We start from the raw sequence: 15150 nt of genomic DNA on the forward strand, positions 1-15150 counted from the left end.
CTTGCCATCGCTCAAAACCTCGCCGCCCGAAGGCGCAGCGAGTTCACGATGACGCTGAAGGACGAAAGGGCCATGGCGGCCGCGGCGATGATCGGCGACAGGAGAATGCCCGCTACCGGATAGAGGAGGCCGGCGGCCACCGGCACGCCCAGCGCGTTGTAGACGAAGGCGAAGAAGAGGTTCTGGCGGATGTTTCCCATGGTCGCCCGGCTGAGCTTGAGCGCGTGCACGATGCCCGTCAGGTCGCCGCGCAGGAGGGTGACGCCCGCGCTCTCCATGGCGACGTCGGTTCCGGTGCCCATGGCGATGCCGACGTCGGCCGCGGCGAGCGCGGGCGCGTCGTTGACGCCGTCTCCGGCCATGGCGACGACCCTGCCCTCGCTCCTGAAGGCGGCGACGATCTCCCCCTTGTCCTCGGGCAGCACCTCCGCCCTGACCTCGTCGATGCCGAGCCTGCGGGCCACGGCCTCGGCGCTGGTACGGTTGTCGCCGGTCAGCATGACGATCCTGATCCCCGCTTCATGGAGCGACTTGATCGCCGCGGGCGTCGTTTCCTTGACCGGATCCGCGATGGCGAGCACGCCCGCCGGGGAACCGTCCACGGCGACCAGGATCGCCGTCGCCCCGTCGGCGCGCAGCGTGTCGGCGTCCGCCTCGAGGGCCGCCGCGTCTACGCCGAGTTCGGTGAGGAAACGCGCGTTGCCGATCTCGATCCGCCGTCCGGCGACCCGGCCGACCACGCCCTTGCCCGTCGGCGAGTCGAAGTCCTCGACGGGCTGGAACGGCAGTCGCCGCGCTTCGGCCTCGGCGACGACGGCCGCCGCCAGGGGATGCTCGCTCGCCCGCTCGAGGCTGGCCGCGAGCCCGAGAAGCTCCTCCTCCGAGAGGGATCCGGACGGTCGGACGACCGTGACGCGGGGCTTGCCCTCCGTCAGCGTCCCCGTCTTGTCGACCACGAGGAGGTCGACCTTCTCCATGCGCTCCAGCGCCTCGGCGTTCTTGATGAGCACGCCGGCCTGCGCCCCGCGTCCGACGCCCACCATGATCGACATGGGGGTCGCGAGGCCGAGCGCGCAGGGACAGGCGATGATCAGGACGCTCACCGCGGCGATGAGCCCGTAGGCCATCGCCGGCTCCGGCCCCCAGACGGACCAGGCCAGGAACGCGACGAACGCCACGGCCATCACGGCGGGCACGAACCATGCCGAGACCGTGTCGACGAGGCGCTGGATGGGTGCGCGTGACCTCTGGGCCTTCGCGACCATCTGGACGATCTGCGAGAGCATCGTGTCGCGGCCGACCCGTTCGGCGCGCATGACGAAGCTACCCTGCCCGTTGAGCGTCCCGCCGACCACCTTCGCCCCGGCCGACTTCACGACCGCCAGCGGTTCGCCGGTGACCATCGACTCGTCGACGTTCGAGCGCCCTTCCACGACCTCGCCGTCCAGCGGCACCTTCTCGCCGGGACGTACGCGCAGACGGTCGCCGACCTTCACCTCATCGAGCGACACCTCGACCTCCGATCCGTCGGAGGAGATGCGCCGGGCGGTCGCGGGCGCGAGGTCGAGAAGCGCCTTGATGGCACCGGAGGTCCGCTCCCGCGCACGCAGCTCCAGCACCTGCCCGAGCAGGACGAGGACCGTGATGACGGCTGCGGCCTCGAAGTAGACCGCCACGGTGCCGCCATGTCCCCTGAACGCCGCCGGGAAGATCCCCGGAGCGAGGGTCGCCACGACGGAATAGATCCACGCGACGCCCGTGCCGAGCGCGATGAGGGTGAACATGTTGAGGGAGCGTGCCGCGAGCGAGTTCCAGCCGCGCACGAAGAACGGCCATCCGGCCCAGAGGACCACGGGCGTGGCGAACAGGAGCTGGAGCCAGTTGGAAAGCGCCGGGCCGACCACGGCGTCCAATCCCAGGAGATGGCCGCCCATCTCCAGCGCGACGACCGGAACGGCGAGGACCAGGCCGACGACGAAGCGTCGGCTCATGTCGCGCAGCTCCTCGCTCGGCCCCTCGTCGCCGGTCGCGATCTCCGGCTCGAGCGCCATGCCGCAGATCGGGCAGCTTCCGGGTCCGACCTGCCGGATCTGCGGGTGCATCGGGCAGGTGTAGATGGTCCCCTCGGGAACGTCGGTCGCCACCGGCTCCTTGAGCTGCGTGTAGCGATCGGGAGCGGCCTTGAACTTCGTCCGGCACCCGTCGGAGCAGAAGTGGTAGGTCTGGCCGTGGAATTCGGCCCGGTGACTCGTGATGGCCGGATCGATCTCCATCCCGCAGACCGGATCGCGCACGCTCGCTGTCGCCGGTCCGGTCTGCCGGGCGGCATCTGCCTCGCCGCCACCGCCGTGTGGGGGACGGTGACGCGCATGAGCGCCGTGCCCGTGTCCACCATGATCGTGATGCGGATGGGCGCCCCGCGCCCCGTCGCTGCTGGTGCTATGCGGTGTGTGGTCGGTCATGGTTCACCTGCCCCGCTTGTCGGCCGATCTTGCCGGACTCGGGTCGCGTCGTGGCGCCTCGGCCAAACGGATCCCGGTCGGCCCGTCGTCCGACGCCGATTTCCCCCAGATTGCCGCTTCCAACCGTTGGAAGGTCAAGCACGCCACTGTCGGATTTCTCCCGCGGTTTCGGCAGGTTCGACCAAGCCTTGTGAAAGGTGTCGTCCTTCGGTGGCGCAATGGTACGCCGTTCCACAAAACGGTGGCGACATGGGTGGAACTTCCCGAATCCTGACTACTTCTCCCAACGTCCGGATGCGGAATTGGATATGTCGGCGACGCTCATCCGAAAGATGGTCATGATCCTGTCGTTCGTTGCCGTGGCCGCCTTCGCGGGTCACGGCACGGCGATGGCGGGCATGGATCTCCGCTCGCCGGCCTCCTTCAACCCGGCAGCGGGGCACCACGACCGCGCCGCCTCTCCGCATCACGACGTAGGCGACCGTCAAGACACGGGCGGCGACCACCACGGCACGGGTGGCGAAGCCGCGAAGCACGGATCCATGTCCTGCTGCGGAAAGTCTTGTACCTCCATACTGCCGTTCCCGCTCGGCCCGGACGCGAGGTCGGAGGCGACCATCCGCCTCGCTCCCCTCCCGACCGTTGTCGAACGCGAAGGCATCGAGCCCGCCGGCCCGCGGCGGCCGCCACGGGCCGCCTGAAGCGTTCGGGGTTCCGAGAGCCGGAACCGGAGCCCTGTTCCGATCTCCGGTGAAAGTTCGGGCCCGGCGCAGGCCGGCGCGGCCGGACCGACGCACTGCCATCTTCCGTCACACGTACCAACGAGGCGTCGCCGTGTCGGGGTCGGGCCGCAGTCGCGGTTCCGTACCTCGCCGCGGACACGTCCAACCGAGGAGAACGAGATGAACCATCTCTCCAACGAGATGCAGGCCTGCATCGACGAGTGCCTTGCCTGCTATCGGACCTGCCTGTCCATGGCGATGAACCACTGCCTCGAAGCAGGCGGGCCACACGTCGAGAAGGCGCACTTCACGCTCATGGCGGAGTGCGCGGAGATCTGCCGCACCTCGGCCCATTTCATGCTGATCGGGGGCGCCCACCACAAGCGGACCTGCGCCGTCTGCGCCGAGATCTGCGACGCGTGCGCCGCCGACTGCGAAAGGGTCGGCGACATGCAGGACTGCGTGGAGGCCTGCCGCCGCTGTGCGGAAAGCTGCCACAGGATGGCCGCCTAGGCCGTCCCGGACCAGAGAGCCGCGAAGTCCGGCCGCGGCTTCCCATGCCGGACGCGACGGGGATCCCGAAGGATCCGCGACTCTTCAAGGAGAACGATAATGCGCAAGACCCTCATCCTTTCGGCCGCCCTGACCACCCTCGCCTTCGGCGCCGCCACCGCTCAGGAAAGCGGCTCGTCGATGCAGAACCATTCGGGCGGCTCGTCCATGTCGCAGGAGCAGGTGCAGCTTCCCGAAGCCTGCACCAAGGCGGCCGGCTCCATGGACATGTCGTCCATGTCGGGCGCCATGGGTGGCATGATGTCCGGCGAGGGCAAGAGCGAGGTCGTCAAGGCGAACATGGACGCCATGATGAAGATGCACATGCCGATGATGCAGGCGATGATGATCGAGGATCCCGACCTCGCCTTCAACTGCGGGATGATCGCCCACCATCAGGGCGCCATCGCCATGGCGGAGGTCGAGCTGAAGATGGGCAAGGACGAGGAGTCCAAGAAGATGGCTCAGAAGATCATCGACGACCAGAAGAAGGAGATCGAGGAGATGACGGCGTGGGTTTCCGAGCACGCCGGCTGATCGCCATCCCCGCAACGACGTGAGGGAGCGGCCTCGACCGCTTCCCGATCCCCCTCGCGGTCCGCGAGGGGGAAACCCGGAGTCGAACAGATGTCCTACGCACGCTTCGCCGCGATGATCGCGACCTCCACGGTCGTGATGTTCGGCCTGATGTATCTCAACACCTACGCGCTGGACCACGTCTTCTACAGCCAGACGCGGACCTGGATGGCGGTCGTCATGGGGGCCGTCATGGCCCTGATCATGATGGGCTTCATGTGGTCGATGTATCGCAACAGGACCCTCAACGCCGCCATCCTTGCGGCGAGCGTCGTGGTCTTCGCGGGCGCGCTCTGGCTCGTGCGGAGCCAGGAGACGGTCTACGACGTCGCCTACATGAAGGCGATGATCCCGCACCACTCGATCGCCATCATGACGAGCGAGCGGGCCCACATCCGCGACCCGAGGGTCCGCAAGCTCGCCGACGAGATCATCGAGGCGCAGGTGCGGGAGATCGGCGAGATGGAGCGGCTGATCGCCGACCTCGAGGCCGACCCGCCGGCGTCCGGCGCGACCGACCTGCCCCCGGCGAACGGTTCGGCCGTGACCGCCACGACCGACTGAGACGAGGGCCGGACGCGCCTTCGGGCCGGGAACAGGTCGCCCACCCCACCCGGCTTTGCCGGCCGGAAAGGGCGGGCGACGTCGATCAGCCGAGCTGGCGCCAGGTCCCGCCGCCGTCCTCGCTGGCCATGATCCGGCTCTCCGTCGTGATCGCGAAGAGGCGGGCGGGATCGTCGGGATGGAGGGCGAGATGCAGCGGGATCCAGTCGGGCGAAGTCTCCGACACGCGCTGCCATTCCTCGTCCGCGACGGTCAGCCTCAGGAGCCCGCTACCCACGACGAAGGCGTAGACCGTGCCGTCCTTGCCGACTTCCACCAGGCTCGTCGGCCGCCTGGGAGCGCCGGCATCGGCCCAGGTCCTGCCTCCGTCCGAACTCACCGACGGTCCGGCCTCGGTCGCCGCGTAGACCGTGTCGACGTCGGTCGCGGACGCCGCGACGTCGTAGACCTCCCCGGAAGGGCTCCCGACGACCTCCCACGTCCGGCCGCCGTCGCGGCTCGCCTGGAGACCCCCGTAGAGCCCGTAGATCACGTTCGGGTCGGCAGCGCTGACGGTCATCGCGTGGAAGTCGACGGGGCCGTCCGCGCCGGCCGACACCTGCTCCCACGTGCGAGCACCGTCCCGCGAGACGAGGAAGCCGGCGTTGCCGCCGGTGGCCGGATGCCCGCTGCCGTAGAAGAGGGCCGGATCCTTCGGATGGGCGGTGAAGCCCATGTAGTCGTCGGCGTTGTCGGAGACCTGCTCCGCACGTCCGTCGGGCAACGTGCGCCAGACGCCGTGGTGGGTGGCGAGGAGGAGGCGCGAGCCGTCCTCGGGATCCACGACCACGCCGTGGACGTGGGTGAGGTCCGACAAGGGCACGGTGCGGGTTTGTGCCGCCCAGAGCGACGTCGCGGCGAGCACGGCGGCCGCTACGGTGGCGGCGAGGATGGTGTTCCGGTTCTTCATGGATGATGCCTTCCGATGATCTGGATCGATCGCCCGCCGAGCCTGGGATCGGCTCCGGCGGGGCAGGTCACGATTGTCCGGCGTCGGATGCGTCATCGCATCGGCGGCACGCCGGCCGGCGTCAGACCGGCGATCTCGGAGGCTGTGGGTCGGGTGCGGGATCCTCGCCGACGAGCCGCGGGTGGGTGGCGGACGGATGGATCGTACGAGGGCGGCCGCGATCCACGGCGGTCGGCGTGGCATGCGTGGCGAGACCGGCGCACGCGGCCGCACACGCCGCGGGCGCCGTTTCCTGCTCGCAGTCGGGGCAGCCGTGTTCCGCGGCGTGGTCGAGGATGCTCGGGCCGTGGGCGACGAAGCCCACCGCCGCGAACGTCGGCTGCATGCCGACGCCTAGAAGCAACGCCAACAGAATCACGAGACGATGCAGGCTCGTCGACGCCGCGCAAGCGACACGTATCGTCCGAGCCTCTGCCGACACCCCTGGCCGGACGGCCGCTCGGCGGGGCGGACGCCTCCACGGCGGATCCACCGCCGGAATGCCGTGGAGGCCCTTCATCAGGCTGCCAGCTTCTCGTTGGCGTAGCCGGCCGAGCGGATCGCGTCGGCGATGCGGGCCTCGTCTCCCGCACTCTCGATCGAGACCACGCCCGACGAGAGGTCGACGGCGACGTCCGCCGCCGGGTCGACGCTCTTGACCGCCTTCGTGACGGTCGCGCTGCAATGGCCGCAGCTCATGTCCTGGACCTTCAGCTTCAGCATGGGACAGCTCCTTCCGTTGCCATGTGTCGAGAAGATGGGGCTTCCAACCGTTGGAAGGTCAAGACCCGACCGTCCATCCGGAGCTTCGCGGATCCCGGACGTGCGGCATCGGCTCCGCCACCCACCGCCCTACCCGCGTCGCCGTTCCTCGGGTCGCCTCGTCCGGCACTACCTGACGGTCTCGAAGCCCTTGGCGGTCCGCCGCCGCCGGCCGTCCGAGGCGCAGCCGGGCGCGCCTGCCAGGTCGCTGATGATCGGACAGTCGGGACGACCGTCCCCATGGCAGTGGTCCGCCAGATGGCGGAGCGTGTCCGACATCGCCTGCAGTTCGCGCATGCGGTTCTCGAGGACGGCGAGGTGTTCGAGCGCGAGGCGCTTGACGTCCGCGCTCGACCGGTCGCGGTCCCGCCAAAGCGCGAGCAGCTCCTGCATCTGCTCCACCGAGAAGTTCAGGTCCCGCGAGCGGCGGATGAAGCGCAGCGTGGCGACGTCGCTCTCGGAGTAGACCCGGTAACCGGCCGCGGTCCGCCCGGCGGGCGCGATGAGGCCGATGCTCTCGTAGTAGCGGATCATCTTGGCGTTGACGCCGGACGCCTCCGCGGCCTGCCCGATGTTCATCGTGGATCTCCTCGGGGTTGCGGACGGCGACACGCGTAGGCCGCCGTCCGAAGGATCGTGAAGTCGACCGCCGCGGTCCGTCATGCAGCCGCCGGCACGTCGGGGGCGGCCGACCCTTGGGCCTGCTCGCGTGCGGGCGCCGCGAAGCGCTTCAGACGCATGGCGTTGCCGAGGACGAAGACGCTTGACAGGGCCATCGCGCCGGCGGCGAGTGCCGGCGAGAGCGTCGGGCCTCCGAACGGCTGAAGAAGGCCCGCCGCCACCGGGATCAGCGCGGCGTTGTAGGCGAAGGCCCAGAAGAGGTTCTGCCTGATGTTCCGGATCGTCGCCTTCGACAAGGCGACGGCGTTCGCGACGGCCCTCAGGTCGCCCGCGACCAGGACGACATCGGCGCTCTCGACCGCGACGTCCGTACCCGTGCCGACGGCCAATCCGACGTCCGCTTCCGCCAGGGCCGGCGCGTCGTTGATCCCGTCGCCGACGAAGGCGACCTTGCGGCCACCCTCCCGAAGCCGCTTCACGGCCTCTACCTTGCCGGCGGGCAGCACCTCCGCGATCACTTCGTCGATGCCGAGCGACGCCGCCACCGCCTCGGCGGTCCTGCGGTTGTCGCCGGTGATCATCGCCACGCCGAGGCCCATGTCGTGGAGCGCACGAATCGCTTCCAGGGTCGTCGGCTTGACCGGATCCGACACCGCGACGACCGCCGCCGCCCGCCCGTCCACGGCCGCGTAGAGGGGCGACTTGCCCTCGCCGCCGAGACGGCCGGCCACGTCGGAGAAGCGTGCGACGTCGATGCCGAGCTTCGCCATCATCCTGTCGGCGCCGACGACGACCTCGCGGCCTCCGACTCGCGCCCGCACGCCGAAGCCGGGATCGGCCTCGAAGCCTGTGGCGTCCGCGACCGGCACGTTCCGACGTTCGGCTTCGGCGACGACGGCGGCGGCCACGGGGTGTTCCGAGCGCGCCTCGACGGCGGCCAGCAGCGAAAGGACCTCGGTCTCGGCGAACCCGTCGGTGACGACGAGGTCGGTCAGCACCGGCTTGCCGAGCGTCAGAGTGCCGGTCTTGTCGAGCGCCACGACGTCCGCGTCGCGGAGCGTCTGGAGCGCTTCGCCTTTCCGGAAGAGCACGCCGAGTTCGGCCGCCCTTCCCGTGCCGACCATGATCGAGGTCGGCGTCGCCAGGCCCATGGCGCAGGGACAGGCGATGATGAGGACGGCGACCGCATGCACCAGGGCGGCGGACAAGGCCGGCTCGGGTCCGAACACGAGCCAGGCGACGAACGTGACGGCCGCGACGGCCATGACGGCCGGCACGAACCACTGCGTCACCCGGTCGACGAGCGCCTGGATCGGCAGCTTGCCGCCCTGCGCCGCCTCGACCATCCGGATGATCTGCGCGAGCATCGTGTCGCCGCCGACCTTCTCGGCCCGGAGGGTCAGGCTGCCCGTCGTGTTCATCGTCGCCCCGACGACACCGGCGCCGACGCCCTTCTCGACCGGCACCGGTTCGCCGGTGATCATCGACTCGTCGACGAAGGACGATCCTTCGACCACCGTGCCGTCGACCGGGAGCTTCTCGCCCGGGCGGACCTGGATCAGGTCTCCCACGACGACGTCCTCGAGCGGCACCTCGACGAAGCGGCCGTCCCGTCGCACGCGAGCCGTCTTCGCCCTCAGCCCCACGAGCCGGGCGATGGCCGCGCCGGTCCGCCCCTTGGCCCGCGCCTCCAGGAAGCGGCCGAGCAGGATCAGGGTGACGATGACCGCCGCGGCCTCGAAGTAGATCGCGTCTCCCCCGACGGGTAGCAGTCCGGGTGCGAAGGTGGCGACGACCGAATACGTCCAGGCGGCGGTGGTGCCGACCACGACGAGGGAGTTCATGTCCGGTGCGAGACGTGCGAGCGCGGGGATGCCCTTCGCGAAGAAGCGTCGCCCCGGCCCGAACAGGACGAGCGTGGTCAGGACGAACTGGAGGAGACGGCTCTCCTGCATCCCAACGGTGTCCATGACGAACATGTGGACGGCCGGGATCAGGTGGGAGCCCATCTCCAGCACGAAGACGGGCAGCGTCAGGACGGCGGCGAGGACGAGATCCCGCTTCAGGGCGGCGAGTTCCCGCTCCTTGGCGAGTGCGCGCTCCTCGCCGGACGACCCGCCCGCCTCCAGCCGCCGCGGCTCGTAACCGGCATTGCGGACAGCCGCCTCCAGGCCAACGGGATCGACATAGCCGCCGGAAGATATCGTGGCGCGCTCGGTCGCCAGGTTCACTGCGACCGAGCGCACGCCGGGCACGGCCGCCAGGGCCTGCTCGACCCTTCGCACGCACGAGGCGCAGGTCATGCCCTCGATGCCGATCTCCATGCTGGCGGTGCGGACCTCGTATCCCGCCCCTTCGATGGCGGCGACGACGGACGCTTCGTCCGCGTCCCACCCGAACGTGACCTCCGCCCGTTCCGTGGCGAGGTTGACGGCTGCCGCCTCGACGCCGGGAACGTTCCGGATCGCCCGTTCGACCCGTCCGACGCAGGACGCGCAACTCATCCCTTCGATCTCGAAGGAGCGGACCCGTTCCGCCGGTTCGAGATCCTTGCTGGCGATCATCCGATTCATGGCGGCGCCTCCGATCTGGTGTCGGAACGCAAGATGGTGCTTCCAATCATTGGAAGGTCAAGGGCCGATTTTCGACGCCTGCGAAAGGCCTGTTCCGTGATCACCGAACCCTGCCACGAAACGATCTACCGGTCCGGCGGCGTGCCTCGCACCATCTGGTGTGCAGCGAGCCTTCTGTCCCACCGGATGCCGACCGGCTTCCTCCACCCCTGCCCGTGCTCCGCCGCGGCATCCTGCGCGAGAAGGGCGAGGTCCTTCGGCGCAGGCCGATGACATCGAGCCTGCACCGATCGTCCATCGCAGGAGCAGCAGGTATCCGGCGCCGAGGCGGCTATGGGAACCGGGGAGAACCAAAGGAGGTGGCAAGCATTGGCGGATGACGTCAACCTGTTGGAACTCAAGCATTTGTCGCTGGACGGAACATACGACTGCCTGATCGTCGGAGCCGGCCCCGCCGGCCTGACCGCCGCCGTCTACCTCTCCCGCTTCCGACGCAGCGTCGTCGTCGTGGACACGGGAACGAGCAGGGCTTCCAGGATCCCGATGAGCCACAACATTCCCGGCTTCGCGGACGGGATCACGGGCCCGGACATCCTGCGACGGCACAACGAGCAGGCGGCGGTCTACGGCATCGTCCCGAGGGTCGGCGACGTCGACACACTCCAAGCGGAGAGCGAAGGCTTCGCGTGCCTGGTGGCCGCGGAGAACGGGGAACGAGCCACCATGCGAGCCCGTACCGTCCTTCTCGCCACGGGCGTCCAGGACAACGAGCCGGACATGCCGGACCTTGCGGCGGCGATCTCCGCGGGTCTGATCCGGATCTGCCCGGTGTGCGACGCCTTCGAGGCGATGGATAACGACATCGCCGTCCTCGGCGACGGGGCCGGCGCCGTCGCTGAGGCGATCTTCATGCGGACCTACAGCGACCGGGTCACCCTCCTCCTGACAGAGGGCGCCCGGTGTTCGTCGCCGGAAGATCAGGCAAAGCTGGCGAACCACGGCATAGGCGTCGTGGAAGGAAGAGTGGCGGCGCTCGTGCGCGAAGACGACGAACGCATGATCGTTCGGACAATCGGCGGTGACCGACTGCGCTACGACACGATCTACGCGGCGCTCGGCTCGCGGGCACGGTCCGCTCTCGCGGCACAGCTCGGCGCCGAGCTGGACGGCGCCTGCGACGCGATCGTCGTCGACCAGCACCAGAGGGCAAGCGTTCCCGGTCTCTGGGCCGCCGGAGACGTGGCGAGCAGCCTGAACCAGGTTGCCGTGGCCTGGGGACAGGCAGCCGTAGCCGCCACCGACATCCACAACCACCTGCGTGGCGGTGGAACGAGCGACAGGTGAAAGGTCTTGCGCCGCCGATGTCGCATCCGTGGTGGCGGCGGTGACACCCCACCGGGCGCGGCGAAGCGTTCCGTGACCGTCCGACGTCGCGTCGACTTGTCTCGATCCCGTCGGCCGAGCGCCGGATCCTACATGGTGAATCGGTACTGGGGCCGGACCGGAACCTCGGATCCGATGTGGCGCAGGATCTCGCCGACCTTCTGCGAGAAGCCGAGGGTGATCGGCTCCCCTTCGGAGAAGGAGGCGTCGTCGACGTTCATCTTCGTCAGCGCCGGCATCTGCCGGACGAGCTGGCGGAGGTCGCCGTCGCCGTGGTGTTCCAGGACCGTCCAGGGCTGGGGCACGTGGACGCGGCACAGGTGTCGAAGTACCGCGTGAAGCCGTTGGTTCGGAGGACCGGACAGCTCTCGCCGACGAGAGCGGACGTGCCGAGCAGGGGCGGATGTTTTGCCCTGTCGGATCAGGCCGACATCGCTACGGGCCGGCACGCCTCGGGTCGGGCTTCGGCACCAATCGTCCGGCGGACCGTCGAACGCGCCGACGTCGCGGTTGTCACGAGCGCCTCCGATCGACAGGCCCGCCGCATGCCCGACCCGAGGCGCGCAGCGCACTCGGGGGCTCGTCCGTCGGGACCTGCAAGCTCCGTTTCAGCCGAGAACGAGGAGAAGCGGGGAAGCCGCGGAAGGAAGCCGAGGAGAAGAACTCCTCAGGAAGCCGCCCTGCTCCTTCCGATGGCCGCGACGATCGACTCGTAGAGGGGACGCGGTCCGAACTCCGCCGGTTCCCGCCCGTCCACGAAGAAGGTCGGCGTCCGCTCGATCCCGACCGTCTCCAGATCCGCGACGTCCTGCTTCAGAACCGCCTCGACTTCGGGCAGAGCGGCGTCGCGGCGGCCCCGCTCGAGGTCCAGTCCGGCCGCGCCGGCGACGGCCCAAGCCTTCTCGAGGTCGGGAGCGCCATGCACGGCCCATTCGGGCTGACGCTCGAAGAGCGCGTCGAGGACGACCTCGAACTTCTCCTGACGCCGCGCAGCCTCGAGGATGCGGACGGCCTCGTCCGACCCTTCGTGCAACGGGGTGTAGCGCAGGACGAGCCGCAGATCCTCCGGGTGACGCCCCAGGATGTCGCCGAGGATCGGATGGAATGCCCGGCACGCCTCGCAGGACGGGTCGAAGAACTCGACCAGCGTCACCGGCGCGTCGCTCCTGCCGACCACGGGCGAATGAGGACGCACCAGCCTGTCGCCGTCGGCGGCGAGCGGCGCCGGCCCGATCCGGCTCGACCGGTACCAGAAGGCGGCGCCAGCGAAGACGGACAAGGCTACGGCGGCGGTCGAGGCCACGAAGAACCGGCGGTTCATGCGGAGGATCCTTTGCGGGGAAGGGTCAGGAGAAGAGCGACGACGACGAAGCCCGCGAGCGAGAGGAAGGGCAGCGGCAGGCCGCCCAGGATCGTCATGTCCGCGCTCGCGCACGACGGTCCGCGTCCGCACGGCTCGATGCTTTCCGGCACGAGGCCTGCGTAGAGGAGGCTGTGGAACCCGGCGACGGCGGCGCCTAGGACCGAAAGCGGCACGACGTAGACCCGCACGCCCCGGTCGCCTTTGAAGGCCGCTATGCCGAGCACGACCGCCAGCGGGAATATCAGGATCCGCTGGTACCAGCACAGTTCGCAGGGCACCTGCCCCATGACCTCGCCGACGAAGAGAGCGCCGAGCGTCGAAACCAGCGAGACGATCCAAGCGGCGGAGAGCGGCCACGGCGCCCCTTGCGCATCTGTCGAGCGTATCGTCGACGGTGCTTCCTGCATGACGAATCCTCCGGCCGGTCACTGACGGAGCGATACATGCTCGAGCGGCTGGAGGAGCAAGGGAAAACCGGGATCATCCACCCCGAGACGGCTCTCCATGCGTCACGATTTCGGGAGATGGACACGGGCGGAGAGGCTGAAGGGTCGGCCGGACCTCGGTCCGATCGACGCGGAATGGCCGTCGTGGTTCAGACGCCACTTCTTCCGGACGCGTCGAGAAATCGGCGGAACGCCTCCAGCGTCCCCTCGCCGACATGATGCTCGATGCCCTCCGCGTCGGCCTCCGCAGCCGCCGGATCGACGCCGATGGCCAGCAGGAAGTCGAGAACCACCTGATGACGCTGGCGGATGGTCGTCGCCAGCCGCTTGCCCTCGGGCGTCAGGAAGATCGAACGGTAGGGGCGGCTTTCCACCAGGCCGGCACGTGCGAGACGCTGAATCGTGCGCGCAACGGTCGCCGGCGAGACGCCGAAACGTTCGGCGAGGTCCGCCGACCTGGCCTCGCCGTGCTGCGCCAAGAGGTCGTCGATCATCTCGACGTAATCCTCCGCAACCTCCGACCTGTTGGCTTCACGTACGCGGGCGAAACGCTCCGCCGCGGCTTCGATCGACGCTTCGCCGTCCCGTCTTCCCGTCAATCCGACCTCCTGACCGACCTGTTCGAGGATGTATCGGATCACCCTCTACGTCAAAGTTTGTCTCTGGACAAAACTGGCGGCCGAGAGCAATCCTTCGTCATCTCACATCGGGGGTCGTCATGACGGCGGAAGCGGGATTCCAATCTGACGAAGGCGGTTGGCGCCGTGATCGGGGCGACGGCTCTCTCCTGGACGTGCACCGTACGGTCGACGTGAGGCGCTCAGGGCCGCCATGGCGCAAGGCCGCGGCGTTCCTCGGCCCGGGCTACCTCGTCGCCGTCGGCTACATGGATCCCGGCAACTGGGCGACCTCGATCGCCGGCGGCTCGGCGTTCGGCTACACGCTGCTCTTCGTCGCGCTGCTCTCGAACATCATGGCGATCGTCCTGCAATCGCTCTGTGCGCGCCTCGCCATCGCCAGCGGGCGCGACCTCGCCCAGGCCTGCCGCGACGCCTATCCTTCGTACGTCGCCCTACCGCTCTGGTTCCTGGCGGAGATCGCCATCATCGCCACCGACATCGCGGAGGTCATCGGCACGGCGATCGGCCTGAACCTCCTGTTCGGGATCCCCCTCGAGATCGGCGTCCTCGTGACGGCGGTCGACGTCTTCCTGATCCTCTGGCTGCAGAGGCTCGGCTTCCGCTGGGTCGAAGCGTTGATCGTGACCCTTCTCGGCGTCATCGCGGTGTGCTTCGCGGTGCAGATCGCCATGGTCGATCCGGAGTGGGGAGCCGTGATCGCCGGCTTCGCTCCCACCACGCAGATCGTCACCAATCCCGACATGCTGTATCTGGCCCTCGGCATCCTCGGCGCGACGGTGATGCCCCACAACCTCTACCTCCACTCCGGCATCGTGCAGACCCGCAACTACGGGACGTCCCTCCCCGAGAAGCGAGAGGCGCTCCGCTTCGCGACCCTCGACTCGACCGTGGCGCTCTGCTTCGCTCTCCTCGTCAACGCCTCGATCCTGATCCTGGCGGCGGGAGCCTTCCACACCACCGGACGTGTGGAGATCGCCGAACTCGGCGAGGCGCACAGCCTCCTTGCGCCGATCTTGGGCGCGGCCATCGCCCCGACCCTGTTCGGCGTGGCACTGCTCTGCTGCGGCATCAATTCGACCGTCACGGCCACCATGGCCGGGCAGATCGTCATGGAGGGTTTCCTCGAGATCAGGCTCGCGCCGTGGCTCCGGCGCCTGATCACGCGGATCATCGCCATCGTCCCGGCGGCTTCCGTGACGATCTGGTTCGGCGACTCCGGCACCGCGCAGCTCCTGGTGCTGACGCAGGTGGTCCTCAGCCTGCAGCTTTCCTTCGCCGTCTTCCCGCTGGTCATGTTCACCATGAGCCGCTCGAAGATGGGCGCCCTCGTCGCACCGCGCTGGTTGTCGGCCCTCGCGCTGGTGATCGCGGTCACGATCGCGCTCCTGAACGTCAAGCTGTTGTTCGACTTCGTCCTCGGAGCGCGCTCGCACTGAGGTCGCGTCCCGTGAAGGCGCGACCCTCCGGTCCTCGCGGGCCGCGGACGCCCGCGGACGG

General features: G+C 69.0%; 15 protein-coding genes. 6 read left to right on the forward strand and 9 right to left on the reverse strand.

What is annotated here, in order from left to right; all coding sequences use genetic code 11:
• Positions 1 to 11: 11 nt before the first annotated feature.
• The gene (locus FZN60_RS23225) at positions 12 to 2462 is read right to left on the reverse strand and encodes a heavy metal translocating P-type ATPase (protein WP_158875898.1); all 2451 of its coding nucleotides are present in this window, start codon (positions 2460 to 2462) and stop codon (positions 12 to 14) included.
• A 308-nt stretch (positions 2463 to 2770) separates the two neighbouring features.
• On the opposite strand from FZN60_RS23225, the gene FZN60_RS23230 reads away from it, so the two are divergent.
• From FZN60_RS23230 to FZN60_RS23245, 4 genes are all read left to right on the forward strand, one after another.
• Positions 2771 to 3163 (forward strand): hypothetical protein, encoded by a 393-nt coding sequence (locus FZN60_RS23230; RefSeq protein ID WP_158875899.1) that lies wholly within the window; start codon positions 2771 to 2773, stop codon positions 3161 to 3163.
• 201 nt (positions 3164 to 3364) lie between these two features.
• Positions 3365 to 3697, forward strand: coding sequence for a four-helix bundle copper-binding protein (locus FZN60_RS23235; protein WP_158875900.1), 333 nt, complete (start codon positions 3365 to 3367; stop codon positions 3695 to 3697).
• A gap of 99 nt (positions 3698 to 3796) precedes the next feature.
• On the forward strand, positions 3797 to 4273 hold the full coding sequence (copM, locus tag FZN60_RS23240) for a CopM family metallochaperone (protein ID WP_158875901.1): 477 nt from the start codon (positions 3797 to 3799) through the stop codon (positions 4271 to 4273).
• A gap of 90 nt (positions 4274 to 4363) precedes the next feature.
• A complete protein-coding gene (locus FZN60_RS23245; protein WP_158875902.1) occupies positions 4364 to 4876 on the forward strand; it encodes a DUF305 domain-containing protein in 513 nt (170 codons plus the stop codon).
• An 85-nt stretch (positions 4877 to 4961) separates the two neighbouring features.
• Here the strand turns inward: FZN60_RS23245 and FZN60_RS23250 are convergent, their stop codons facing one another.
• The 4 genes from FZN60_RS23250 to FZN60_RS23265 form a co-directional block, all read right to left on the reverse strand.
• Positions 4962 to 5825 carry a WD40/YVTN/BNR-like repeat-containing protein gene (locus FZN60_RS23250; protein WP_158875903.1) on the reverse strand — a complete coding sequence of 288 codons (864 nt, stop codon included), beginning with the start codon at positions 5823 to 5825 and terminating at the stop codon, positions 4962 to 4964.
• A 558-nt stretch (positions 5826 to 6383) separates the two neighbouring features.
• The gene (locus tag FZN60_RS23255; protein ID WP_158875904.1) at positions 6384 to 6587 is read right to left on the reverse strand and encodes a heavy-metal-associated domain-containing protein; all 204 of its coding nucleotides are present in this window, start codon (positions 6585 to 6587) and stop codon (positions 6384 to 6386) included.
• 168 nt (positions 6588 to 6755) lie between these two features.
• Complete coding sequence (cueR, locus tag FZN60_RS23260) at positions 6756 to 7205, reverse strand: Cu(I)-responsive transcriptional regulator (protein WP_158875905.1); 450 nt, start codon at positions 7203 to 7205, stop codon at positions 6756 to 6758.
• Between the two features lie 80 nt (positions 7206 to 7285).
• Positions 7286 to 9820 (reverse strand): heavy metal translocating P-type ATPase, encoded by a 2535-nt coding sequence (locus FZN60_RS23265; protein ID WP_158875906.1) that lies wholly within the window; start codon positions 9818 to 9820, stop codon positions 7286 to 7288.
• A 333-nt stretch (positions 9821 to 10153) separates the two neighbouring features.
• Between FZN60_RS23265 and FZN60_RS23270 the strand changes: the two genes are divergently transcribed.
• The gene (locus FZN60_RS23270; RefSeq protein WP_158875907.1) at positions 10154 to 11164 is read left to right on the forward strand and encodes an NAD(P)/FAD-dependent oxidoreductase; all 1011 of its coding nucleotides are present in this window, start codon (positions 10154 to 10156) and stop codon (positions 11162 to 11164) included.
• Between the two features lie 128 nt (positions 11165 to 11292).
• On the opposite strand, the gene FZN60_RS23275 is transcribed toward FZN60_RS23270, so the two are convergent.
• From FZN60_RS23275 to mntR, 4 genes are all read right to left on the reverse strand, one after another.
• Positions 11293 to 11508 carry a hypothetical protein gene (locus FZN60_RS23275; protein WP_158875908.1) on the reverse strand — a complete coding sequence of 72 codons (216 nt, stop codon included), beginning with the start codon at positions 11506 to 11508 and terminating at the stop codon, positions 11293 to 11295.
• 362 nt (positions 11509 to 11870) lie between these two features.
• Positions 11871 to 12524 (reverse strand): DsbA family protein, encoded by a 654-nt coding sequence (locus FZN60_RS23280; RefSeq protein ID WP_158875909.1) that lies wholly within the window; start codon positions 12522 to 12524, stop codon positions 11871 to 11873.
• Positions 12521 to 12973, reverse strand: coding sequence for a disulfide bond formation protein B (locus FZN60_RS23285; RefSeq protein ID WP_158875910.1), 453 nt, complete (start codon positions 12971 to 12973; stop codon positions 12521 to 12523). The genes FZN60_RS23280 and FZN60_RS23285 overlap by 4 nt, the downstream gene beginning before the upstream one ends.
• 188 nt (positions 12974 to 13161) lie before the next feature.
• On the reverse strand, positions 13162 to 13653 hold the full coding sequence (gene mntR / locus FZN60_RS23290; RefSeq protein ID WP_246727098.1) for a manganese-binding transcriptional regulator MntR: 492 nt from the start codon (positions 13651 to 13653) through the stop codon (positions 13162 to 13164).
• Between the two features lie 77 nt (positions 13654 to 13730).
• Here mntR and FZN60_RS23295 point away from each other — a divergent pair, with 77 nt between their 5' ends.
• Positions 13731 to 15089 (forward strand): Nramp family divalent metal transporter, encoded by a 1359-nt coding sequence (locus FZN60_RS23295; protein WP_158875912.1) that lies wholly within the window; start codon positions 13731 to 13733, stop codon positions 15087 to 15089.
• Positions 15090 to 15150 lie beyond the last annotated feature (61 nt).

The sequence above is a fragment of the Antarcticirhabdus aurantiaca genome (assembly GCF_009765365.1).
Classification (GTDB): Bacteria; Pseudomonadota; Alphaproteobacteria; order Rhizobiales; family Rhizobiaceae; genus Antarcticirhabdus; species Antarcticirhabdus aurantiaca.